The organism is Neptuniibacter sp. QD72_48 (genome assembly GCF_047778065.1).
In the GTDB taxonomy this organism is placed as follows: domain Bacteria; phylum Pseudomonadota; class Gammaproteobacteria; order Pseudomonadales; family Balneatricaceae; genus Neptuniibacter.
Map to the genome: position 1 here is coordinate 66,659 of NZ_CP180547.1, position 22,427 is coordinate 89,085.

The 22,427-nt window shown below is 48.8% G+C and carries 20 protein-coding genes; 9 read left to right on the forward strand and 11 right to left on the reverse strand.

What is annotated here, in order from left to right; genetic code table 11:
• The first annotated feature begins 12 nt into the window (after positions 1–12).
• From ACMXYX_RS00290 to ACMXYX_RS00305, 4 genes are all read left to right on the forward strand, one after another.
• Positions 13–858: a metallophosphoesterase family protein gene (locus tag ACMXYX_RS00290; protein ID WP_415906360.1), complete on the forward strand. Its 846-nt coding sequence runs from the start codon at positions 13–15 to the stop codon at positions 856–858.
• Positions 859–1,056: 198 nt separating this feature from the next.
• On the forward strand, positions 1,057–2,214 hold the full coding sequence (locus ACMXYX_RS00295) for an acyl-CoA dehydrogenase family protein (RefSeq protein WP_415883014.1): 1,158 nt from the start codon (positions 1,057–1,059) through the stop codon (positions 2,212–2,214).
• A gap of 58 nt (positions 2,215–2,272) precedes the next feature.
• Positions 2,273–3,925, forward strand: coding sequence for an AMP-binding protein (locus tag ACMXYX_RS00300; protein WP_415897247.1), 1,653 nt, complete (start codon positions 2,273–2,275; stop codon positions 3,923–3,925).
• A 28-nt stretch (positions 3,926–3,953) separates the two neighbouring features.
• Positions 3,954–4,376, forward strand: coding sequence for a PaaI family thioesterase (locus ACMXYX_RS00305; protein WP_415889795.1), 423 nt, complete (start codon positions 3,954–3,956; stop codon positions 4,374–4,376).
• A 43-nt stretch (positions 4,377–4,419) separates the two neighbouring features.
• Here ACMXYX_RS00305 and ACMXYX_RS00310 read toward each other — a convergent pair whose 3' ends face one another.
• Both ACMXYX_RS00310 and ACMXYX_RS00315 read right to left on the reverse strand, forming a co-directional pair.
• Complete coding sequence (locus tag ACMXYX_RS00310) at positions 4,420–5,040, reverse strand: response regulator transcription factor (RefSeq protein WP_415897248.1); 621 nt, start codon at positions 5,038–5,040, stop codon at positions 4,420–4,422.
• On the reverse strand, positions 5,037–6,554 hold the full coding sequence (locus ACMXYX_RS00315; RefSeq protein ID WP_415906361.1) for a PAS domain S-box protein: 1,518 nt from the start codon (positions 6,552–6,554) through the stop codon (positions 5,037–5,039). Before ACMXYX_RS00315 ends, ACMXYX_RS00310 begins: the two co-directional genes overlap by 4 nt.
• A gap of 195 nt (positions 6,555–6,749) precedes the next feature.
• Between ACMXYX_RS00315 and ACMXYX_RS00320 the strand changes: the two genes are divergently transcribed.
• From ACMXYX_RS00320 to ACMXYX_RS00330, 3 genes are all read left to right on the forward strand, one after another.
• On the forward strand, positions 6,750–8,384 hold the full coding sequence (locus ACMXYX_RS00320) for an acyl-CoA synthetase (RefSeq protein WP_415906362.1): 1,635 nt from the start codon (positions 6,750–6,752) through the stop codon (positions 8,382–8,384).
• A 392-nt stretch (positions 8,385–8,776) separates the two neighbouring features.
• Entirely contained in the window at positions 8,777–9,604 is an 828-nt protein-coding gene (locus tag ACMXYX_RS00325) for a helix-turn-helix domain-containing protein (protein WP_415897251.1), read from the forward strand.
• Between the two features lie 55 nt (positions 9,605–9,659).
• Positions 9,660–10,262, forward strand: a complete 603-nt coding sequence (locus ACMXYX_RS00330) for a LysE family translocator (protein ID WP_415883021.1) — start codon at positions 9,660–9,662, stop codon at positions 10,260–10,262.
• Between the two features lie 13 nt (positions 10,263–10,275).
• On the opposite strand, the gene ACMXYX_RS00335 is transcribed toward ACMXYX_RS00330, so the two are convergent.
• The 9 genes from ACMXYX_RS00335 to ACMXYX_RS00375 form a co-directional block, all read right to left on the reverse strand.
• Complete coding sequence (locus ACMXYX_RS00335; protein WP_415906363.1) at positions 10,276–11,100, reverse strand: class I SAM-dependent methyltransferase; 825 nt, start codon at positions 11,098–11,100, stop codon at positions 10,276–10,278.
• A gap of 20 nt (positions 11,101–11,120) precedes the next feature.
• The gene (locus ACMXYX_RS00340; RefSeq protein WP_415892986.1) at positions 11,121–12,809 is read right to left on the reverse strand and encodes an AMP-binding protein; all 1,689 of its coding nucleotides are present in this window, start codon (positions 12,807–12,809) and stop codon (positions 11,121–11,123) included.
• Positions 12,810–12,866: 57 nt separating this feature from the next.
• Positions 12,867–13,448 carry a peroxidase-related enzyme gene (locus ACMXYX_RS00345; RefSeq protein ID WP_415897253.1) on the reverse strand — a complete coding sequence of 194 codons (582 nt, stop codon included), beginning with the start codon at positions 13,446–13,448 and terminating at the stop codon, positions 12,867–12,869.
• A gap of 8 nt (positions 13,449–13,456) precedes the next feature.
• A complete protein-coding gene (locus tag ACMXYX_RS00350) occupies positions 13,457–14,368 on the reverse strand; it encodes a hydroxymethylglutaryl-CoA lyase (protein WP_415897254.1) in 912 nt (303 codons plus the stop codon).
• The gene (locus tag ACMXYX_RS00355; protein WP_415906364.1) at positions 14,365–16,386 is read right to left on the reverse strand and encodes an acetyl/propionyl/methylcrotonyl-CoA carboxylase subunit alpha; all 2,022 of its coding nucleotides are present in this window, start codon (positions 16,384–16,386) and stop codon (positions 14,365–14,367) included. The genes ACMXYX_RS00350 and ACMXYX_RS00355 overlap by 4 nt, the downstream gene beginning before the upstream one ends.
• Entirely contained in the window at positions 16,383–17,174 is a 792-nt protein-coding gene (locus tag ACMXYX_RS00360; protein WP_415906365.1) for an enoyl-CoA hydratase/isomerase family protein, read from the reverse strand. The genes ACMXYX_RS00355 and ACMXYX_RS00360 overlap by 4 nt, the downstream gene beginning before the upstream one ends.
• Before the next feature lie 10 nt (positions 17,175–17,184).
• The gene (locus ACMXYX_RS00365) at positions 17,185–18,792 is read right to left on the reverse strand and encodes a carboxyl transferase domain-containing protein (protein ID WP_415897256.1); all 1,608 of its coding nucleotides are present in this window, start codon (positions 18,790–18,792) and stop codon (positions 17,185–17,187) included.
• A 29-nt stretch (positions 18,793–18,821) separates the two neighbouring features.
• The gene (locus tag ACMXYX_RS00370) at positions 18,822–19,988 is read right to left on the reverse strand and encodes an isovaleryl-CoA dehydrogenase (protein WP_415883029.1); all 1,167 of its coding nucleotides are present in this window, start codon (positions 19,986–19,988) and stop codon (positions 18,822–18,824) included.
• Positions 19,989–20,059: 71 nt separating this feature from the next.
• Positions 20,060–20,467, reverse strand: a complete 408-nt coding sequence (locus ACMXYX_RS00375; RefSeq protein ID WP_415886455.1) for a MerR family transcriptional regulator — start codon at positions 20,465–20,467, stop codon at positions 20,060–20,062.
• 295 nt (positions 20,468–20,762) lie between these two features.
• Between ACMXYX_RS00375 and ACMXYX_RS00380 the strand changes: the two genes are divergently transcribed.
• Complete coding sequence (locus tag ACMXYX_RS00380) at positions 20,763–21,578, forward strand: ABC transporter ATP-binding protein (protein ID WP_415897257.1); 816 nt, start codon at positions 20,763–20,765, stop codon at positions 21,576–21,578.
• Entirely contained in the window at positions 21,575–22,288 is a 714-nt protein-coding gene (locus ACMXYX_RS00385; protein ID WP_415897258.1) for an ABC transporter ATP-binding protein, read from the forward strand. Before ACMXYX_RS00380 ends, ACMXYX_RS00385 begins: the two co-directional genes overlap by 4 nt.
• The last annotated feature ends 139 nt before the right edge of the window (positions 22,289–22,427 follow it).

Sequence of the window (22,427 nt, forward strand, 5' to 3'; positions counted from 1 at the left end):
AGTTAAGTGACTGTGAGTCTAGGAAATATGGACCTTGGAACACTAACGGGGCCGCTGCTGATATTTGGCGGCCCGTATAGCAATTTAGCGGCCACCAGAGCGCTTAAACAGGAAGCCGACAGGTTGGGCTTCTCTTCGCAGCAAGTTATCTGCACAGGGGATCTGGTAGCCTACTGCGCGGAACCCGTTGAGACATTAGCGTTGATACGTGACTGGGGTATTCCTGTGGTGATGGGGAACTGTGAGGAATCCTTAGCTGCGGATGCGCCTGATTGTGGCTGTGGTTTTTCGGAAGATTCGGCCTGCTCCCTGCTCTCAGTTGAATGGTACCGATTCGCCAGTCAGCAGGTCTCTCAAGACGATAAACTATGGATGGGGAAACTGCCTCGGCAAATCAGCTTTGAGCTGGCGGATAAACGATTTCAAGTTGTGCACGGCAGTGTCGACCGGATAAATGAATTTATCTTTGCCAGCAGTTCAGCGCAGCATAAGCAGACTCAGCTAGATCTAGCGGGTGCTGATGTTGTGGTTGGCGGTCACTGTGGTATCCCTTTTGGAACGCAATTGGAGCAGGGGTATTGGCTGAATAGCGGTGTGATCGGCATGCCGGCGAATGATGGCACGGCTTCTGTCTGGTACATGCTTTTGACGCCAAATGCGCAGGGCATTGAGGTCAGCTGGCATCGCTTGGATTATCCTGCGGATCAGGCTAGCAAGAATATGCAGCAAGCGAATTTGGCAGCGCCTTACGCTGAATGTTTACGGACAGGCTTTTGGCCTAGCGAAGATGTTTTGCCTGAATCAGAGCGCTCAATGCGTGGGCAAATGCTCGAACTTTCTTCGATCCTTATCACCTAATTTACACTTCCTTTTATCCTCATCTCCTGTAGTAACTCTTAAGTTAATAAAATTAATAGGGGTTACTACTTATCTGTTGTTTTCCTAGGCTTATACTGAATTCTTCAGATTTTGTCTGTTTTATGCCTGTCATTTTTATCTTTACCAAATGAAATATATAAGGTATAGATTAGGGTAAACCCTAATAAGGTGTTCCTTATGGATTTCACATTAACAGAAGAACAACAACTGATTCAGGATACCGCCAAGCGCTTTGCTGAAAGTGAATTAGCACCGGTAGCGGCGGAGCTGGATCAGACAAAAGACAAGAGCATTCTGCTGGCCAATTGTCAGCAACTCGCCGAATTGGGCTTTATGGGGCTAAACATCTCTGCAGACCATGGTGGCACTGAAGCGGGAGCTGTCGCCTTCAGTTTAGCGATTACCGAGATCGCCCGTGCCTGTGCCTCAACTGCAGTGACTATGTCAGTGACCAATATGGTGGCGGAAGTCATACAGGCGATGGGCACTGAAGAACAGAAATCTAAATACTTGCCACTGATCTGCAGCGGCGAATATCGAGCAGGTAGCTTCTGCTTAACCGAAGCCGGTGCGGGGTCCGATCCAGCATCGATGCGAACTCAAGCGGTCAAAACCGATCAGGGCTATGAGATCAGCGGTACTAAGCAGTGGATTACTAGCGCTGAGTTTGCCGGCGTCTTTGTGGTGTGGGCGGTGACCGATCCACAAGCGAAAAAAGGTAAGGGGATTACCTGCTTTTTAGTTGAAGCAGGTAGCGAGGGGATCACAGTTGGCCCGGCAGAAAAGAAGATGGGCCAACATGGCTCAGCGACCAATGAAGTGTATTTCGATCGGGTGCTTGTACCTGAATCAGCGATTCTAGGTGAGCTAAATGATGGTTTTCGTCTGGCTGTGGCAGAACTTGCCGGTGGACGCATCGGTATAGGCTCTCTCGCACTGGGTGTTGGGTTAGCCGCGATGGACTTCGCCATCGCCTACACCAAAGAGCGTAAGCAGTTTGGTAAAGCGATAGCTGATTTTCAGGGCCTGCAGTGGATGATTGCGGATCGTTCTACCGAGTTGGAAGCCGCACGATTACTCCTTTTGAACGCTGCTGATCGTAAACAACGAGGGCTGACCTTCGCTAAAGAAGCCTCCATGGCAAAACTCTTTGCCAGTGAAAAAGCCAATCAAGCTTGCTACAGCGCGCTGCAGCTTTTAGGTGGCTACGGCTACATGCAGGAATACCCACTGGAACGTTATGCCCGCGATGTGAGAATTACCTCGATTTACGAAGGCACTAGCGAAATTCAGAGACTCATTATTGCGCGAGAAATACTGGCTGAGCACCAGTAATTAAAGATTGCTCATGCGTATAAGAATACAAAAATAAAAAATGATGGATGGGAAACTAATGACAACCGCAACCTATCAGGATTATTACGATAAGTTTGATCCGGCCATGATTGAAGAGCTCATGATCGGTAACCTCAAAGATGGATTTAATGTCTGTGAGGAGATTGTAGATAAATGGGCAGAAGGCGATCGAATCGCTCTGAATTATGAAGGTGCTGAGCGACCTGCTTCGCAAATGACCTTTGTTGAGTTGAAAGAAAAGTCGGCCCAGTTTGCAAACTTCCTTACCGCTCAAGGTATAGGTAAGGGCGATCGCGTTGCGGCTTTGCTACCGCGCACCCCTGAATTGATGGTGGTGATTATGGGTACCCTGCGTGCAGGCGCGGTATACCAGCCGCTGTTCACGGCGTTCGGTTCCGGTGCGATCGAGTATCGAGTTCAGCAAGCGGGTACAAAGCTGGTGGTGACCGACCCAAGCAACCGTCCAAAGCTTAATGATGTAACTGATTGTCCAGCCATCCTGACTTTCAATCGTGATCAGGCTGCTGATGCTACAAATGATCTCGATTTTGTTGCTGAGATTGAGCAGCAATCGACAGAGTTTACACCAGTAAAAATTGGCAAAGATGATCCATTTTTACAGATGTTTACCTCAGGCACAGTCGGAAAATCTAAAGGCGTTGCCGTACCAAGCCGAGCGCTACTCTCGTTCTACGTTTATATGCGTTTTGCTATTGGTTTGCGTCCAGAAGACACCTATTGGAATGTTGCCGATCCAGGTTGGGCTTATGGCCTTTACTACGCAGTGGTTGGTCCTCTGTTGTTGGGTAATACCACGCATTTTTGTGAGGCGGCGTTTACTCCAGAAAGCACCTACGACATGCTGCGTAAATATAAGATCACTAACCTTGCAGCGGCACCAACGGCTTACCGTATGTTGATGGCAAACGATGATGTGTTGGCTGCCGATGAAACTTTCTCGCTACGCGTAGCGAGCAGTGCTGGTGAGCCGTTGAACCCAGAAGTAATCAGTTGGGTCGACAAGCGCTTAGGTTGTCCTGTAATGGATCATTACGGTCAAACAGAAACCGGTATGACTGCATGTAACCATCATGATCTTAAGCAAGATGTTGTGCGTGTGGGCTCAATGGGCTTCTCAATGCCAGGCCATCGCGTTGTTGCCCTAGACGCAGACTTTAAGGAGATTCCTGAAGGTGAAACTGGGCAGTTAGCAGTAGATGTGGATAACTCGCCGCTGTTTTTCTTCCAAGGTTACACATGGCAAGAGAAGCACCCATTCCATGGTCAGTACTACCTCACTGGTGATGTCGTGATGAGTCATGGTGATGGCAGTTATTCATTCACCGGTCGTGATGACGATATCATCACTACGGCAGGTTATCGTGTAGGGCCTGCTGATGTAGAGAGTACATTGCTCGAACATGATGCGGTGGCTGAGTCGGGAGTTATCGGTAAACCAGATGTGAAACGTGGCGCTATTATTAAAGCCTATGTAGTGATTAAACGTGAGTTTGATCCCACAGAAGAGCTGGCTGAAGAGTTAAAGCAACTGGTACGTACGCGCCTATCAACTCACGCATTCCCTCGCGAGATCGAGTTTATGCCAGAACTGCCAAAAACGCCGAGTGGCAAGATTCAGCGCTTTATCCTGCGTAATAAAGCGCGGGATGAACATGAGGCGGTCGCTTAAACTGAGCTAAGGCAGATTGGAGTTGTGTATGAAGTTGAATATTGAACAGCTGCAGAGCTTTCTTGCAGAGCACTTTCCCCAAGGTGAGCAGTATGGGGAATTGGTGGAGTTAGGCGATGGTACTGCCACCATGCGTTTGCCGGTGGATGATCAGCATCTAAGGCCGGGAGGCACAGTCTCTGGCCCTGCGATGATGGGGCTAGCTGACGTGACTGTTTATGCGGCGTTATTAAGCCGTATAGGTCCCGTGCCTTTAGCGGTGACGACTCAGTTAAATATCAACTTTTTACGTAAGCCTTCTGCTGATCGCGATATCTTCGCTACAGCACAGATGCTAAAAGTCGGAAAGCGTTTGGCGGTGGGGGAAGTGTATATCTTATCGGAAGGGGATGAGGAACCGATGGCTCATGCGACCATGACCTACTCAATTCCTGATCCTGATAAGCGTTGATCGGCAAACTGATCGCACCTGAGGGCTCTCAGGTGCGGTTAGATCAAGCTTGTTCGTTTAGCTGAGCAGCTTGTTTTACCAGAGAAGCAAGGCTACCAGCGCGCATCTTGCTCATGACACGTGAGCGATGTACTTCAACCGTTTTAGGGCTGATATCTAGCTCTTCAGCGATCTGGCGATTGGCATTACCAGCAACAACCAGCGCCATTACCTCTTTCTCACGACGGCTCAGGCTAGCGTAGTTTTCTTGAATCTCTAACTGCGCACCTTGTTCGTCGCGTGCTTTTTGCGCTTTGCTTAACGCACGCCCAACTAAGCGTAGTAGCACATCACCATCGAACGGTTTTTCTAAGAAATCCATCGCGCCCTGTTTCATCGCGCTCACCGCCATTGGGATATCACCGTGGCCTGAGATCACAATAATCGGCATTTGGATATTACGCTCCTGCATGATTTGTTGCAGGGCTAGGCCGTTAATTTCGGGCATACGTACATCCAGTAACATACAACCGATTTCGCCATTAAAGTTATCCAGAAACTCCCGTGCAGAAGGGAAGGTAACAACGTTGTGATTGGCAGATTCTAAAAGCCATTGCATGGAATCACGAAAATCTTCGTCATCGTCAACAATATAGATAGTGCCTGTCGGGTTTGTTTGCATCATTGCTCTCTTAACGGCAGTTTCAGATAAAAGTGCGTACCGGTTTTACCGTCACTCTCTGCCCACATCTGGCCCCCATGGGTTTCGATAATGGTACGGGATATAGATAAGCCCATACCTAAGCCAGTTGTTTTGGAGGTGTAAAACGGTTCAAACAGCTTGGCTAAACCTTCGCTGCTAATCCCTTTTGCCTTGTCCTCTACCGAAACATGAATATAACCTTCGGCAGCTTTAGTGGTGATAATAACGGGTCTGTAGGTCTTGTTACAATCGTTGTAGGCCTCAATTGCGTTACGCATCAGGTTAAGTAGTACTTGTTCGATCTGTACTTTATCGGCCACAAGAGGGGGTAAGTTATCCCCAAATTGAAAATCGAAGGTGATGTTGTGGTCCTGAGCTTCCTGACAGAGAAAGGCGCTGACCTCCTTGCAACTGTCGTTAATCGGGAAAGCAAAACACTGGTAATCGGTTTTACGCACAAAGGAGCGCATCCGTTTGATGATCTCCGAAGCACGCTTGGCCTGCTTCATAATCAACTTCATCGAGCCAGATACGGTTTTCACCGGATCAGCATCGCCCTCTTCCAAACGCCTCTGCGTACCATGGCAGTAATTCAAGATCGCAGCCAAAGGCTGGTTTACCTCGTGGGCAAGGCCGGTGGCCATCTCACCTACTGAAAGTAGACGTGACATATGCGCCAACTCGAGTTGATGTCGTTTGGCTTCCTCTTCTGCTTGAAGGCGTAGGGTAATATCGCGTCCGATCAGTGAGTAGTACTCAACCTGATCATTCTCACGGCGATTACGATGAGCAATGATTTCGCGAATCTCCGCTACACGGTTGAGCTCAGGGTCTAATTGCATCGGAATGCTGCCGTACCAAACCCCATGGATGGAGGCGTGTTCTAAAGCATCTTTGATCAGAGTATCTAAGATCTCTTCAGAGAAAAGCTGCGACAGGTAGTAGACCACCGGCTTATCTTTCTCGGCACCGAGGGTGTGATAAGCCGACTCATTCAGATAGGTCAGCTTATGAGTTTTGTGGTTACAAAACATGATCATATCGGATGAGGCTTCAACCACGCGCGCGAGTCGGCGCATATCCCGTTGTGCTTCTTCACGCTCGGTAACATCGCGCGATACACAGATGATCTCTTGAGGATTTCCGCTGTCATCACGGATCACACGGCTGGTGGTTTCTAGCCAAATATAGTGACCTTTTTTGTGACGGTACCGGTACACATTGGTGTAGACGCCACTACGATAACGGACGCTGTCATCACGCTTGGAAAGGTTATCGGCATCTTCAGGGTGGAACTGCTCATACCCCGCCATGCCGATAATCTCTTCGGGGGTGTAGCCGAGTACAGTTTCAACCGCAGGGCTGGCATCAATGTAGGTCCACTCTTTAGTGGGGGTATGCCGTGAAATCATATCGGTCGACTGTTCTGCTAAAAGTCGATAACGATCAGCATCAGCCTTACAACGGGCGAGTTCTAAACTCTGGTCATTACTCATATTTAAACCTGCGGGAAATCCCGATATTAAAACCTGTTATTTTTATACTTAGACTTTAAAGCAGCTTTAAGGATAAGGGAAGATACTTATATGTGGTTAATTGTAGTTTTAAGTCCGCTAAGCAGATGATCTGAAAGGTGTTTTTTTGATCAGTTGATGCTAGTTTTGGCGTGGGCAATTAAAGGAATAATAACAATGATAACAAGCCAAAACCCTTACGAGATTGGGCTCGATAAGAATCAAGCCAATTACGCTGCGTTAACTCCGCTCAGCTTTCTAGAACGAGCTGCATTTGTTTACCCCGACCATACTGCTACCGTGCATGGCGACGCACGCCGCAGCTGGTCCGATACATATACCCGTTGTCGTCGCTTTGCCAGTGCTCTGCAACAACGAGGTATTGGCAAGGGCGATACCGTATCCGTTATCGCGCCAAATCTTCCTGAAGTATTTGAAGCGCATTTCAGCGTGCCTATGTCCGGCGCGGTTCTGAATGCGATCAACGTGCGACTAGATGCCGAGGCGATCGCGTTTATCTTGCAGCATGCCGAATGCAAAGTGGTACTGGTGGAGCGTGAATTTGGTGCTTTGGTTAAACAAGCACTGGAGATGGCAGATATAGATCCCTTAGTGATTGCGATTGAAGATTATAGTTTCACTGAGGGTGAGCAGATCGGTAGTATCACTTACGATGAACTGCTGTTAGAAGGTGATCCTGAGTTTGCTTGGCAGCCGCCCGAGGATGAATGGGATGCGATCACGCTGAATTATACCTCAGGTACGACCGGCGATCCTAAAGGGGTGGTGTACCATCATCGAGGTGCTTATCTGAATGCCATGAGCAATGTGGTCTCTTGGGATATGGGGCGTCATCCCAAGTACCTTTGGACCCTGCCGATGTTTCATTGTAATGGCTGGTGTTTCCCTTGGTCTTTGGCTGCGTCTGTTGGTACCAGTGTGTCCCTGCGCCATGTTCGTGAAGAGAAAATCTACGATCTAATTCGAGAAGAAAAGATCGATCATTTCTGCGGTGCTCCGATTGTTCTAAATATGTTGAATAACGCCCCTAATGAGTTCAAGCAAGGGATTGAGCACAAAGTTAAGGTGATGACCGCTGGTGCTGCACCGCCTGCTGCAGTCATCCAAGGGATGGAGGAGATGGGGATTGATGTCACCCATGTCTATGGCCTGACAGAGACTTACGGCCCTTCTGTGCTGTGTGCATGGCACGATAAGTGGGATGACAACAGCATCGAAGAGAAAGCCCGTCTCAAAGCCCGTCAAGGGGTGAAAGCGCCTATGCTTGAAGACTTGATGGTGGCTGATCCAGATACTCTAGAACCTGTACCGCAAGATGGTGAAACCATCGGCGAAATCTTTATGCGCGGTAATCTAGTCATGAAAGGTTATCTAAAGAACAAACCGACTACGGATGCGTCCTTTGCAGGCGGCTGGTTCCACTCAGGTGACCTTGCGGTGTGGCATGAGGATGGCTACATCGAGATAAAGGATCGCTCAAAAGATATCATTATCTCTGGCGGTGAAAATATCTCCTCGATTGAGGTCGAAGGCGTGCTCTATAGACACCCTTCAGTATTGGAAGCCGCAGTGGTTGCCAAGCTGGATGATAAATGGGGCGAAGTACCCTGTGCCTTTATCAAACCTAAGCCTGATGCCAGCCTAACCGAGGCCGAAGTTATCGAGTTTTGCCGTTCCAATATGGCGCGTTTTAAAGCGCCGAAAGTGGTGGTGTTTGGAGAGCTCCCTAAAACATCGACCGGTAAGATACAGAAGTTTGTTTTACGCCAACGCGCCGAAGCAGAAGAATAGGCGCTGTATCCCTCTGCGCACTTTTCTTAAAGTGCGCAATTTTATCCAAGTATTAGTTTTGCTCATCCCTCTACACTGTAGTTAAGGAACCTACGAATAAGTCTCATACTTTCTCAGTGGGCTATAAAGCGACCAGATACGCGAAAGTCAGTGCAGTTAAATGTCGGTACCTTTGCAAGCTGACTGACAACGTAGATGGTCGTTTTAGAGCCCACCCTACGGGGCTTATAGAGTAACTGAATCGCTTTGTTAATGATTTTCGACAGGCAACCTGCATGCCTGTAATCATTGCCTCGCGCTTCAACTGCTCTGTAAGCCTGAGTCGTATAGGACTTGTTCGTAGGTTCCTTCAAGCTGCAGGCGATTTATACTAGCAAGAGCGGTGAAGAGTGATGAATCAGAATAACCAGTTCCAATACAGTAAAAGCGAGCATTTAGAACAAGTTACTGTTCTTAATGCTGCGATGAGCGATTTTTCTTATGGACGTCATGCCCATGAGGAGTATTCGTTCGGGGTTACGCTGACTGGTCGACAAGACTTTTTCTCCAGTGGTCAATTTCATCGTAGTCTCCCTGGCAATATTATCGTCTTTAACCCGGAAGAAGTGCATGACGGTCATTCCGGTATCGATGATAGATTGCAGTACCGCATGCTCTATGTGCACCCTGATCAGCTCGCACCTGTCTTCCAAGCCGCCGGTATCAAAAGCCAAGGCTTTCGTGTGGCGGATACACTGTTGGATGATGCCCAACTCCGTCAGCATATTCTGCAATTAGTTCAGCTGATCGAAGATCGCTCTGCAGATAAGCTGCGCCAAGAGTGCGAGCTTTATCAGATGGCAACGCGGATTACGCAGCTGTACGGCGAATGTCAGGCGGACCAAAAGGCTCGTCGTGTCGATAGCTTACTTCTGCGAGCACGGGATTTTATTAATCACAATCTACAAACTGATGTTTCGCTTGAAGAGTTGAGCCAACAAGCCAATCTCTCGAAGTATCATTTCCTGCGGATGTTTCGACAGCAATTTGGTATCACACCGCACCAGTATATTTTGAACTGCCGGATCAACCGCGCCCGTGAGGATTTGGAGAAGGGCAAAGCTCTGGATGATGTGGTGTTTGATTATGGCTTCAGCGATCTGAGTCACTTCAACCGGCGCTTCAAACCGATCTTTGGTATGACGCCCAAGCAATATCAGAAGCACTTTCTGAACGCTTAATTTCAAGGCTCCTCCGAGCCCCTTAAATCTCTCTTTTTAATCCGAGTTGATCACTATGGTTGAAATACTCCTGTACGCCTTTGGCGTGATGTACACCCCTGGTCCCTGCAATCTACTCAGCTTAAATGCCGGTATACATGGGCAGATTCGCTCGGCACTGGCGTTTAGTCTGGGTGTGGCCAGTGCGATGCTGGTGCTGTTTTTACTGTTTGGATATGTCGGCGCTTGGTTTATTACCGCGGGTTATGAGCTGTTTTTGAGTGCTGCTGGCAGCCTTTATATTCTCTACTTAGCTTACAAAGTGGCTCTGTCAGCCATGGCAATGACGGAAGTGAAAGCTAATCAGAACCCAATGAGCTTTAAAGAGGGGTTGATCCTTCAGTTGCTCAACCCTAAAGCGTTTATCGCGATCTTGCCGATAGTCTCGGTGCAGTTTCCGGCAGCCGAAATATCGGGATACGCTATTTTTGTCTGGTCGTTACTGTTATCCACAATGGCGTTTGGCGCGCCGAGTAGTTATCTGTTTATGGGTGCGCGATTAGGTAAGCTTATTCACAATCCACGCTACTTCCGTGGTTTAAACTGGGCGATGTCGTTACTGTTGGTGTATGTGGCGTTGGATATTGCTTATCAGCATATATTCCTGAAGCTAGCTTAGGGAGGATAGATCATCAGCAATTGGTTTGTGCGACCAGTTCGATGATTCTTATAGCATCTAAATCAAGGTTTTTAACCACATTGCTACCCATTTTCTTAAACTCTGGGCCTAAGATCATGGCGGGTGATACAGCGGCAGTCTCGCTTTGGGATTGTTGCTCTTTACTGAGTTGTTTTTGTCGCCAGGCGAGTGCCTCTTGGCTCCAGTCATCGTAACTTTGGATATTAAAGCCAGCTTGCTCGAGTAGGCTTTCTAAGTCTGTTTGTGTGATTAGGTGAGAGTTGCTCGGTTCTCGCGCCCAGGGCACGGGAAACTGCATTGCGTCGGTATTGGGCCCTTGGATGACTTCGTGTAGCAGTAAGCGGCCTTGTGGCTTTAAAACCCGTCGACATTCAGCCAATGCTTGCTGGCTATTGGGGATATTGAGCAGGCTATGCTGGAAGATAATGAGGTCAAAGCTATCGCTGCAAAAGGGTAATTTCTGCGCATCGGAAGTGACCAGTTTAGGAGCGTCAAAAGAGGGCAATAATTGTGATATTTGCTGGTGGGTTTGGTTAAATTCGTGGGTTATATCCAATCCAATGACATTAATACGCAGTTCCGACTCGATTAAACGCATCAAACCGCCCAACCCAGAGCCAATATCTAATACTCGATTCGGCCTGCACAATTTTATTTGTTGCAGTAGCTTCTTGGAGGCTTTAATGCCGCCGATATGTAACTGATCGATAGGGGCCAATTGAAACGCAGTTGGCCCCTGTGGATAAGATAAGTGCAGTTGGCGGATGATCTGCTCGCCATCGAATGCTTGTGAATAGTGTTTATTAACCTCAGTCACGGCCTATTCCTGTATCTAATCTAATTCTCATCGAGCCCCAACTCTTCGATAGAGATCTCTCGCATCTTAAATTTCTGGATCTTGCCGGTGACGGTCATCGGGAAATTATCGACAAATTTAAAATAACGCGGGATCTTAAAGTGACTTATCGCTCCTTGGCAGAAGCTTTTCAGCTCGTCTTCAGTCACGTTGTCTGCTTGCGGTGTCAGTTTGATCCAAGCGACCAGTTCTTCACCAAATTGTGGATCGGGTACACCGGTGACTTGGACATCTGAAATCGCAGGGTGGGTGTAGAGAAACTCTTCGATCTCTTTTGGATAGATGTTTTCGCCTCCGCGAATCACCATATCTTTGATACGGCCGACAATCTGCACGTAACCCTCAGCATCCATAATGGCGAGATCGCCGGTATGCATCCAGCCTTGCGAGTCGATAGCATTGTTAGTTGCTTCTGGATTGTTCCAATATTTCAGCATCACGCTGTAGCCGCGGGTACATAGCTCGCCTACATCACCTCTTGGCTGAACTTCGCCTGTGGCTGGATCGATAATCTGGCTTTCGATATGCGGTTGGGTACGGCCTACAGTAGAGACGCGTTTATCAAAGGGATCATCGGCAGCCGTCTGGGTGGATACAGGGCTGGTTTCGGTCATGCCGTAGGCGATCTGGACCTCGTGCATATGCATTTTGGTATTGACCGCTTTCATTACCTCCGCAGGACAGATAGATCCGGCCATAATGCCGGTGCGCAGGCTACTCAAGTCATACTGCTCAAACTCAGGGTGTTCCATCTCTGCGATAAACATCGTTGGGACACCAAACAAGGCGGTCGCACGTTCTTCGGCCACTGCGGTGAGGACGGATTGCGGCTCGAAACCTTCGTCAGGGTAGATCATAGCCGCGCCATGGGTAATACAGCCTAAGTTACCCATCACCATGCCAAAGCAATGATAGAGCGGCACCGGAATAACTAAGCGATCCTGATCGGTGAACTTCATGCTTTCGGCAACAAAGAAGCCGTTATTCAAAATATTGTGGTGCGATAGCGCCGCCCCTTTCGGGAAGCCGGTTGTGCCGGATGTGTACTGGATATTGATCGGGTCGTGAATATCTAAGCTCGTCTGCACAGTGCTAAGTTGCTCGGCACTGATCTGATCTGCGTGATTTAGAAATTCCTGCCAGCACCAACTACCTGCTAACGCTTGCGAAGAAAGGCTGATCACGCCCTTGAGGTTAGGTAGCGTAGCAGAGGTTAATTGGCCGGCTTGCGCTGCTTTAAGTTCTGGAGCTAAAGAGTAGAGCATCTCCATATAGTTAGATGATTTAAAGCTCACAGCAGAGACCAGATACTTGGTGCCTGATTGGTTAAGCGCGTACTCCAATTCATGTGTGCGGTAGGCCGGGTTGATGTTCACCAGAATCGCACCAATCTTCGCCGTCGCTAACTGAGTGATTGTCCATTCCGCACAGTTAGGGGACCAGATGCCGACTCGATCGCCTTTCGAAACCCCTATCGCCAGAAATGCCCGTGCCGCTTGATCTACCTGTTGTTGTAACTGCGCGTAGGTCAGGCGAATATTCTGATGGTGAACGATCAATGCATCGTTATCGGGGAATTTTTCTGCCGTTAAATCAAATTGATCACCAATGGTGATATCCAATAAGGGCTCGGCTTTAGAGCCTTGAGTGTAACTGTGTAGATCGGACATGTTGGATAAACCTTTTCTATTTTTGTTGTTAGGTCTATGTGTATTTCAGGCTGAGCTTTAACGATGCTGGCTGTGGTATTCCAGATTGGGTTGCATATCCACAGCGCTGGCGACTCGATTGGTCATGTTGTAGAAGCCTGCGATATTGGCGATATCCCAGATATCTTGATCACTAAAGCCGACCTCTCTTAGCTGTTGGCGGTCATCCTCATTCATGCGATGGGGTGATTCGGTAAGCTTCACCGAGAAATCGAGCATAGCGATGTGTCGTTCGGAAAGTTCGGCAACACGGTAGTTCATTACCAGCAGTTCACCGAGGGTGGGTTCTTGAGAGTATTCACGTACAGCAGCGCCATGTGCGACCTGGCAGTAGTAGCAGGCGTTACTGGCAGAAACGGCGACAGCGATCATCTCTTTTTCCAAATTGCTGAGACCACTTTTGCCTAGCATTAACTCGTTATACAAGCTGGAAAATGCTTCTAGCTGAGCAATGTTATGGCTGTAAGCTTTCAGCACGTTAGGGATTAAGCCCAGCTTTTCTTCGCATAAAGCGAAGTACTTCTGGAACACTTCTGGAAGTTGATCTTGTGAAGGTACAGGCAGATCTAACGCCGTAAGATGTGACGGTTGTGGATTCATGTTGTTTCTCAAATAGATGATTTGGGAGTGAGGGCTAGAGCGACTTTAGAGCCGTTACTGCGTTGCAGCTGCTGGCTGATCCAGTGGCTCACTTTTATAAGCTCGTCTAGTTGCACGCCGGTTTCTATGCCGAGGCCGTTGAGCATATAGAGCACATCTTCGGTGGCAACATTGCCTGATGCTCCTTGGGCATAAGGGCAACCGCCTAAGCCAGCGACAGAGGTATCAATAACGCTGATCCCCTCTTCAAGCACTGCATAGATATTGGCGAGGGCTTGGCCGTAGGTGTCGTGAAAGTGTGCAGCTAATTTTGAAACGGGTACTTCTTTCGTTACGGCTTCTATCAGCCTTTTAGCCTTCAATGGTGTACCGGTGCCGATTGTGTCGCCTAGAGAGATCTCATAGCAGCCCATTTCGATCATCTCTTTACAGACAACCGTGACCTGTTCAGCAGATATTTCACCGGTATAAGGACAACCCATCACCGTGGAAACATACCCTCTGACAGGGATATTGTTGGCGTTAGCTTTTTCGATCAGCGGCGCAAACCGCTCCAAGCTTTCGGCAATGGAGCAGTTAATGTTCTTTTGAGTAAACGCTTCTGAAGCGGCGGTAAATACCGCAACTTCATCAACCTCTGTGTTGAGTGCTTTATTCAAGCCAGTTAGGTTGGGAGTAAGTGCCGCATAAGTGGTGCTTGGATGACGCTGAATACCCATCATCACTGCACTGGCGTCAGCCATTTGTGGAACCCACTTAGGAGAAACAAAACTCGTGGCCTCAATATGACTTAAACCTGCACTGGACAGTGCATTGATCAGATCGATCTTAATATCAGTCGGGATAATATCGCCGGGCTCATTTTGTAAGCCATCCCGAGGCCCTACCTCGACTAATTTGACCTGCTTCGGCAACGTCATGATGCGGCTTCCTCTTCGGAGAATTCCAGCTCGAGTAGTTCCGCACCCTCTTCGACTAGATCTCCTGCGGCAAAGAATACTTCGCTGACTTTACCTGCATGAGGTGCTGAGATACTGTGCTCCATCTTCATCGCTTCCATGATCACTAAGGCTTCGCCGGCTTGTACCGATTGCCCTTGTTCAACTAAAACCTCAACGACGACACCGTTCATGGGTGCGGTGAGAGAGTGATCGGTTTTCCCTTGCTCAGAAACGTGCGTGGTTTGATGCAAACGGCATTGGAAGCAGAGGTCGTGATGAAACAGGTGAAGCTCATTACCATCACGGAAAAAGTGCATCTGTAGCTGTTGATCATCAACTTGAACCCGAAGCTGATCATCCTGTTGCGTTAGGCTGATGGAGTACTGATGCTCATCAATTGTAACGAGCTCTGTCTCTGCCCGTTGTTCGATATTTATGTCATGGATTGCTTCACCCTGCTGTAGCTGCAGTGTTCGAATAGACGGGATATTCAAGCGCCAGTTACGCAATGCCGTAAACGGAGAAGGGTGAGCATGGTTATCAGAGTGATCTGGTGTTTCTAACTGTCCAAACAGACTCGCTGCGATGGCGAGATAGAGTGAGCTGTCTATGACTGGCTCGGCAAAGAGCAGATCGTAGTGGCGTTCGATAAAACCGGTATCCAAGTCGAGATCTGCAAAAGGTTGTTCTGATGCTAGATCTCTTAAGAACTTCAGATTGGTTTTTAAACCGGCAATACGGTATTCCGATAATGCTCGATTCAGACGCAAAATTGCGGCATTGCGATCTTCACCCCAAACAATCAGCTTCGCGATCATAGGGTCATAATATGGGCTGACCTCATCACCGTTGCGGACACCACTGTCGATGCGGACGCAGTCGGATTCTTCGGGTGTGGATAAGTATTTTAAAGTGCCTGTCGCCGGCAGAAAATCTTGCGCAGGGTCTTCGGCGTAGATACGGGTTTCGATCGCATGCCCCTTAGCTTTGATCTGATCTTGAGTCAGCGGAAGCTGTGCACCTGCTGCGATTGCCAATTGCCACTCTACGAGGTCGACGCCGGTGACGTACTCAGTCACAGGGTGCTCTACCTGAAGACGAGTGTTCATCTCCATAAAATAGAATGAACCGTCGGTGTCGTATAAAAACTCGACTGTACCTGCGCCGACATAATCGATTGCTTGAGCGGCGCGGACAGCCGCTTCACCCATGGCCTTGCGGGTTTCGTCCGCTAAATTAGGGGCGGGTGCTTCCTCTATGATCTTCTGATGACGACGCTGGATAGAGCAATCGCGATCGGCCAGATAAACACCATTACCATGCTGATCACAAAAGACCTGCACTTCGATATGACGTGGCTGCTCCAGATAGCGCTCAATCAACATATCGGGGTTAGCAAAAGAGTTTTGCGCTTCTCGCTGCGCGGCTTGTAGGGCGCTATCGAATTCATCCACAGAGCGAACCACACGCATCCCTTTACCACCACCGCCAGCCACCGCTTTTAGCAGCTGTGGATAACCGCAGTCTATCGACGCTTGTTTTAGGCGCTGTGGATCTTGATCGTCTTCGTGGTAACCCGGAACCAAAGGTACATCGGCTTTCGACATAATCGCTTTGGCCGCGGACTTAGAGCCCATAGAGGTGATTGCGCTGGCTGGTGGGCCGATAAAGGTAATTCCGTGACGTTCCAACTCAGTCGCAAACTCAGCATTCTCCGACAGAAAACCATAGCCTGGGTGTACCGCTTCAATACCGGCTGTACGGCAGATCTCTAGGATTTTATCGGTGCGAAGATAACTCTCAGCACTAGGTGCGGGGCCAAGTAGATAGGCCTCATCAGCCATCTGAACATGCTTAGCCTTGGCATCCACTTCAGAGTAAACCGCAACACAGCGGATACCTAAGCGCTGTGCCGTTTTAATTACACGACAGGCGATCTCACCGCGGTTAGCGATTAAGATTTTGCGTGGTAGTGCCGTCGATTGTGTTTCGCTCATGACTCTACCCACTCTGGCTTTCGTTTTTCTAAAAAGGCGCTCAGGCCCTCTTGTCCTTCGGGACTGACTCTTATCTCGGCGATCCGTCTGGCTGTGTCGGTGATCAGATGAATATCGATATGACTATCACTGACGGCAGCGACTAAATGTTTGGCAGCGGCCATCGCCAACGGGCTGTTTTGCAGCAACTGATTGATCAATTGGTGGCAGCTATCATCGAGCAGCTCGGTTGTGGCCACGACTTGGTGAACCAGACCGTAATGATGGGCATCGCAGGCAGAAAAGGATTCGGCGCTGATCATATAGCGTCGAGCCTGCCTTGAGCCCATAGCTCGGATCACATAAGGCGAGATCACTGCGGGGATCAGGCCAATTTTGACCTCACTTAGGCAGAACTGACTCTGTTCGGTGGCGATCACAAAATCACAGCATGCAGCTAAACCTACCGCACCACCGTAAGCTGCACCTTGTACTAGGCAGATCGTAGGTTTGCTGAGAGTATCCAGTTGATGCATCAAAGCGGCTAACTGTTTGGCATCATCAAAGTTGTCGTCGTAGCTGTTCTTAGCCATACGCTTCATCCAGCCAAGATTGGCACCAGATGAAAAGTTCTTACCTTCAGACCGCAGCACCAAAACCCGTACCTCTGGGTCTTTATCACAGGCCTCTAGATGGCCTAATAATTGCGAGATGATCTGATCGTCAAAAGCGTTATGCACTTCAGGTTTGTTAATCACGAGATGCGCTACACCTTGGGCTTTATTCAATAACACTACTGGCTTAGTCATAGTCGCCTCCTTACATCCGGAAGATGCCAAATTTACTGTCTTCAATTGGCTGATTGAGGGCTGCTGATAGGCTCATTGCAACCACTTCACGGGTTTGAGCGGGATCGATCACACCGTCATCCCAGAGTCGTGCACTGGCGTAATAGGGGTGACCTTGTTGCTCATATTTCTCGATAATCGGCTTCTTAAAGTCTGCCTCTTCTTCGGCGCTCCAAGTTTGATTTTTACGCTCAAGTTGGTCGCGTTTAACTGTGGATAAAACCCCTGCGGCTTGCTCGCCACCCATCACCGAGATACGGGCGTTAGGCCACATCCACAGGAAATTAGGGCTATAACCACGACCACACATACCGTAGTTGCCTGCACCAAAAGAGCCACCAATGAGAACGGTGATTTTAGGCACGTTGGCACACGCCACGGCGGTCACCATTTTGGCACCGTGTTTGGCGATCCCTTCGGATTCGGCTTTCTCGCCCACCATAAAACCGGTGACATTCTGCAAGAACAGTAGTGGAATCTTGCGTTGGCAGCAGAGTTCGATAAAGTGCGCGCCTTTTTGAGCGGAATCGCTGAATAAAATCCCGTTATTGCCGATGATGCCGACAGGATAGCCGCAAATATGCGCAAAACCTGTTACTAAGGTTGTGCCAAATTGCTGCTTAAATTCATCGAAGTTCGAGCCATCGACGATTCGGGCAATCACCTCGCGGACATCAAACGGCTTTTTCAGATCGGTACCGACCACGCCATAGATCTCCTCCTCGTTATAAAGCGGAGGCTGCGGTGTTTGTAGTTGCACGTTGGTTTGTTTAACGCGGTTGCTATTGGCGATACAGCGTCTGGCGAGTTGCAGTGCATGGGCATCGTTGTCGGCGTAATAATCGGCGACCCCAGAGACCTTACAGTGCACATCGGCACCACCAAGTGCTTCGGCGGTGACGACTTCACCTGTGGCAGCTTTAACCAAGGGAGGACCGGCTAAGAAGATCGTACCTTGATCACGGACGATGATGGATTCATCAGCCATGGCTGGCACATAAGCGCCACCGGCGGTGCATAACCCCATAACGACGGCAATTTGCGGGATACCTTTGGCTGACATCCGTGCTTGGTTGTAGAAGATGCGGCCGAAATGATCACGATCGGGAAATACTTCATCCTGTTGAGGCAGGTTGGCGCCACCAGAATCAACCAAGTAGATGCAGGGCAGATTGTTCATCTCTGCGATCTCTTGCGCACGCAGATGTTTTTTCACCGTCAGAGGGAAGTAAGTACCGCCTTTGACCGTGGCATCATTGGCTATAATCATGCAGTCTTGGCCGCACACTTGGCCGATACCGGCGACGGCTCCTGCTGCCGGAATGTTATCTTCGTAAACCTGATAAGCCGCGAGTTGGCCTATCTCTAAAAAGGCAGAACCCGGGTCTAATAGTTGATCGATACGCTCGCGCGCCAGTAACTTACCGCGTGCTCTGTGGCGCTCCTGATACTCAGGGCCACCGCCTTGTGCGATTACTGCAATTTTATCTTTTAGATCAGCCACCGCCGCGCGCATTTCGCGTTGGTTGGCTTTAAATGACTCTGCCTGTGTATTTATTGTTGTGTGCAGAACAGCCATAGATAGTCTCCTAGTCGCCTGTTGATGGCTTACTTATTCATAAACAGCTCACGACCGATAAGCATTCGGCGTATCTCTGAGGTACCTGCTCCTATCTCGTAGAGCTTGGCATCACGGAGTAAACGGCCGGTTGGAAATTCATTGATATAACCGTTACCGCCCAAGAGCTGGATCGCATCCAGCGCCATTTTGGTTGCGGTTTCGGCGGTGTAAAGGATCACCCCAGCGCAATCTTTTCGGCTGGGTTCACCACGCATTGCTGCTTGGGCAACGCTGTAGGTATAGGCCTTGCTGGTATTCATCAGGGTGTACATATCGGCGATCTTGCCTTGTACAAGTTCGAACTCGCCGATCGCTTGGCCAAACTGATTACGATCACGAATGTAAGGGACTGCAATATCCATCGCTGCAGCCATAATCCCCAAGGGGCCACCGGCTAACACTAAGCGCTCGTAATCCAAACCGCTCATCAGTACGCGGGTACCGCCGTTGAGTTCACCTAAGATGTTCTCTTTAGGTACTGGGCAATCTTCGAAAACCAGTTCACAGGTGTTTGAGCCGCGCATACCTAGTTTGTCGAGCTTCTGGTGACGTGAGAAACCTGGATAATCGCGTTCGACGATAAACGCGGTAATCCCTTTAGCACCAGCGTTGGGTTCGGTCTTGGCATAGATCACATAAGTATTGGCGTCGGGGCCATTGGTGATCCACATCTTGTTGCCGTTCAGCAGGTAGTGATCGCCATTATCGCGGGCATGCAGCTTCATGGAGACCACATCAGAACCCGCATTGGGCTCAGACATCGCCAATGCACCCACATGTTCACCGCTGATCAATTTCGGCAGATATTTTTGCTTTTGCTCTTCGGTACCGTTGCGATGAATCTGGTTAACACACAGATTGGAGTGCGCACCGTAAGAGAGGGCAACGGACGCGGAGGCACGGCTGATCTCTTCCATGGCGATCACATGAGCCAAATAGCCCATATCGACACCGCCATATTCCTCTTTAGCCGTGATACCGAGCAGCCCCATATCACCGAACTTACGCCATAGATCCTGAGGAAACTCATTATCCTTATCGATCTGTTCCGCTCTTGGCGCTATCTCTTGTGCAGCAAAATGGTTTATTTGCTCACGCAACATATCTAATGTTTCACCAAGGCCAAAATTCAGGCTGGAATACTGTGAGATCATAGTCGTACCCTTGTTACCGGCGTGTCGATTTATCCACAGATCACTTAAGGATCAAGTAAAGGCTGAATCGATTAACCGGCTCTTTGTTGTTTTTGTTTTAGTTCGAGCAATGTTTCATGGCAGCGGAGTTCTGCGTTATCTAACTCCTGCTGCAAAATCGCGATATCTTGAAGCTGTTGTTCCAGCTCCGAACGCTTTTCATTAATTTTTTCTAACAGCAGAGTTAGCTGCTTTTCACTTCCTGTCAGCGTTTCATCCCACAGCGCAAAAAGCTCTCGGGTTTCCGCTAGTGAGAACCCAAGACGTTTACCGCGCAGTATCAGCTTTAAGCGCACGCGATCTTGTGTGCTGTAGATACGTGTCTGCCCACGTCGGGTAGGAAAGAGCAGCTGCTGATCCTCATAGAAACGGATGCTTCGCGTGGTTAACGCGAACTCTTTCGCTAGCTCGCTGATGGAATAAGTCTGTTTGCTATTCATAAAAATCCGCTGTTTTTAACTCTTTACAGATTAAGCAAAGTTTACGTTCACGTAAAGGTCAATAAAGGAATTCCTGTATTTTTGTAAATATTTTAACCGCTTTTGTAAGTTGCTGAAAAATATAAACTAAATCGTAAGTCTATCGTTTTTTGCAGTGCGACTACGACTAAAGTTGTACTGGATTTTATGTAGGGGTAATTGCTAGGTTGGGCGACAGCTTATCAGCATTTAGCCGTATTTTTAGGTTGTTGCGCTGGTTAAATAAAAATAAAAAACAGCGAGGATCAGAGTCTGCATGAGTGTCGATTATGTACTGCAAACCTCAGATTTGATTAAAGAGTTTAAAGGCTTTACTGCGGTAGATAAGGTCAATTTGAACGTCGAGCGTGGCAGCATTCACGCCTTGATCGGGCCTAATGGTGCCGGTAAGACGACCGTATTTAATTTGTTGACCAAATTTTTAATCCCAACGTCCGGTCAAATTCTTTTTAATGGCGAAGATATCACCCAGATGCGTTCCGCCGAGATCGCACGTAAAGGGGTGATCCGTTCTTTCCAGATCTCTGCGGTGTTTCCACACCTAACGGTGTTGGAGAACGTCCGTATTGCCCTTCAACGTAAAGAGGGCAACAGCTTTCATTTTTGGAAGTCTGACAAAGTCTTAGACAAGCTTAATGGCCGTGCGATGGAACTGCTGGAGTCGGTAGGTCTACAAGACCATGCGAACTCCGTGACTGTCGATCAGCCTTATGGTCGTAAACGTGCTTTGGAGATCGCAACCACATTAGCCCTAGATCCAGAACTGATGTTATTGGATGAACCGACTCAGGGTATGGGTCACGAAGATGTTGAAGTGGTGTCGGACCTGATCAAACAGGTCTCTAAAGATCGCACCATTTTGATGGTTGAGCATAACCTGCATGTGGTTTCCAAACTGGCGGACCGCATCTCTGTTCTGCAGCGTGGCGCGATTCTTACTGAAGGTGATTACGCCACGGTATCAGCCGACCCACGCGTTAAAGAAGCGTATCTGGGCGTTGCTGCGGATGAAGAACCAGAAGCTGCTAAGCCTGCTGAAACAGCCCCTGAGAAAGAGGAGGTTGTGGCATGAGCTTAGGTGGCAACGAAAAACTCCGTATCAGTGACCTGCACTCTTTCTATGGTGAATCTCACATTCTGCATGGCATCGATATGCACGTGATGCAGGGCGAGCTAGTAACCCTATTGGGTCGTAATGGCTCAGGCCGTTCAACTACGTTGCGTTCGATCATGAATATGGTGGGTCGTCGTAGTGGCAGTATCAACGTCAATGGTCGCGAAACCATCGATATGCCGGCGCACAAAATCGCGCATTTAGGTATGGGCTTCTGCCCGGAAGAGCGCGGTATTTTTTCCAGTTTAAACGTGGAAGAAAACCTGATGCTGCCGCCGACTGTGCGCAGTGACGGCATGAGTGTCGAAGAGATCTATGAAATCTTCCCCAATCTTTACGAACGCCGAACCAGCCAAGGCACACGCCTATCTGGTGGTGAACAGCAGATGTTGGCTTTAGCTCGTATCTTGCGTTCGGGCGCAAATATCTTGTTGCTCGACGAGATCACCGAAGGTTTAGCGCCGGTGATTGTGCAGAAGTTGGGTGAGGTTCTAACCAAGTTAAAAGAACGCGGATTGACCATCTTGTTGGTAGAGCAGAACTTCCGTTTTGCTGCACCGATTGCGGATCGTCATTACGTGATGGAACACGGTCATATCGTGGAAGAAGTTCACAAACATGAGCTGGCCGAGAAAACAGAATTACTAAATACCTATTTAGGTGTTTAACAGCCTTGAGGAGCCTATGAATAAGCCTTTTACAGGCCTGCGCTTAGGTTCCTGAATGTCCAGAGGCTAAGTGAATGACCCGAAGATGTGCTGGGTTAAACCACAAAGCATCAAACTTTGAATAAAAATAAAAAACTCT

Bases quoted from the DNA above. Each gene is read 5' to 3' on its own strand.
- ACMXYX_RS00320 (WP_415906362.1), top strand. From the start codon at position 6,750: ATGATAACAAGCCAAAACCCTTACGAGATTGGGCTCGATAAGAATCAA.
- ACMXYX_RS00295 (WP_415883014.1), top strand. From the start codon at position 1,057: ATGGATTTCACATTAACAGAAGAACAACAACTGATTCAGGATACCGCC.
- ACMXYX_RS00345 (WP_415897253.1), bottom strand. From the start codon at position 13,448: ATGAATCCACAACCGTCACATCTTACGGCGTTAGATCTGCCTGTACCT.
- ACMXYX_RS00365 (WP_415897256.1), bottom strand. From the start codon at position 18,792: ATGGCTGTTCTGCACACAACAATAAATACACAGGCAGAGTCATTTAAA.
- ACMXYX_RS00325 (WP_415897251.1), top strand. From the start codon at position 8,777: ATGAATCAGAATAACCAGTTCCAATACAGTAAAAGCGAGCATTTAGAA.
- ACMXYX_RS00360 (WP_415906365.1), bottom strand. From the start codon at position 17,174: ATGACTAAGCCAGTAGTGTTATTGAATAAAGCCCAAGGTGTAGCGCAT.
- ACMXYX_RS00310 (WP_415897248.1), bottom strand. From the start codon at position 5,040: ATGATGCAAACAAACCCGACAGGCACTATCTATATTGTTGACGATGAC.
- ACMXYX_RS00300 (WP_415897247.1), top strand. From the start codon at position 2,273: ATGACAACCGCAACCTATCAGGATTATTACGATAAGTTTGATCCGGCC.
- ACMXYX_RS00375 (WP_415886455.1), bottom strand. From the start codon at position 20,467: ATGAATAGCAAACAGACTTATTCCATCAGCGAGCTAGCGAAAGAGTTC.
- ACMXYX_RS00340 (WP_415892986.1), bottom strand. From the start codon at position 12,809: ATGTCCGATCTACACAGTTACACTCAAGGCTCTAAAGCCGAGCCCTTA.
- ACMXYX_RS00370 (WP_415883029.1), bottom strand. From the start codon at position 19,988: ATGATCTCACAGTATTCCAGCCTGAATTTTGGCCTTGGTGAAACATTA.
- ACMXYX_RS00385 (WP_415897258.1), top strand. From the start codon at position 21,575: ATGAGCTTAGGTGGCAACGAAAAACTCCGTATCAGTGACCTGCACTCT.
- ACMXYX_RS00350 (WP_415897254.1), bottom strand. From the start codon at position 14,368: ATGACGTTGCCGAAGCAGGTCAAATTAGTCGAGGTAGGGCCTCGGGAT.
- ACMXYX_RS00330 (WP_415883021.1), top strand. From the start codon at position 9,660: ATGGTTGAAATACTCCTGTACGCCTTTGGCGTGATGTACACCCCTGGT.
- ACMXYX_RS00305 (WP_415889795.1), top strand. From the start codon at position 3,954: ATGAAGTTGAATATTGAACAGCTGCAGAGCTTTCTTGCAGAGCACTTT.
- ACMXYX_RS00355 (WP_415906364.1), bottom strand. From the start codon at position 16,386: ATGAGCGAAACACAATCGACGGCACTACCACGCAAAATCTTAATCGCT.
- ACMXYX_RS00315 (WP_415906361.1), bottom strand. From the start codon at position 6,554: ATGAGTAATGACCAGAGTTTAGAACTCGCCCGTTGTAAGGCTGATGCT.
- ACMXYX_RS00380 (WP_415897257.1), top strand. From the start codon at position 20,763: ATGAGTGTCGATTATGTACTGCAAACCTCAGATTTGATTAAAGAGTTT.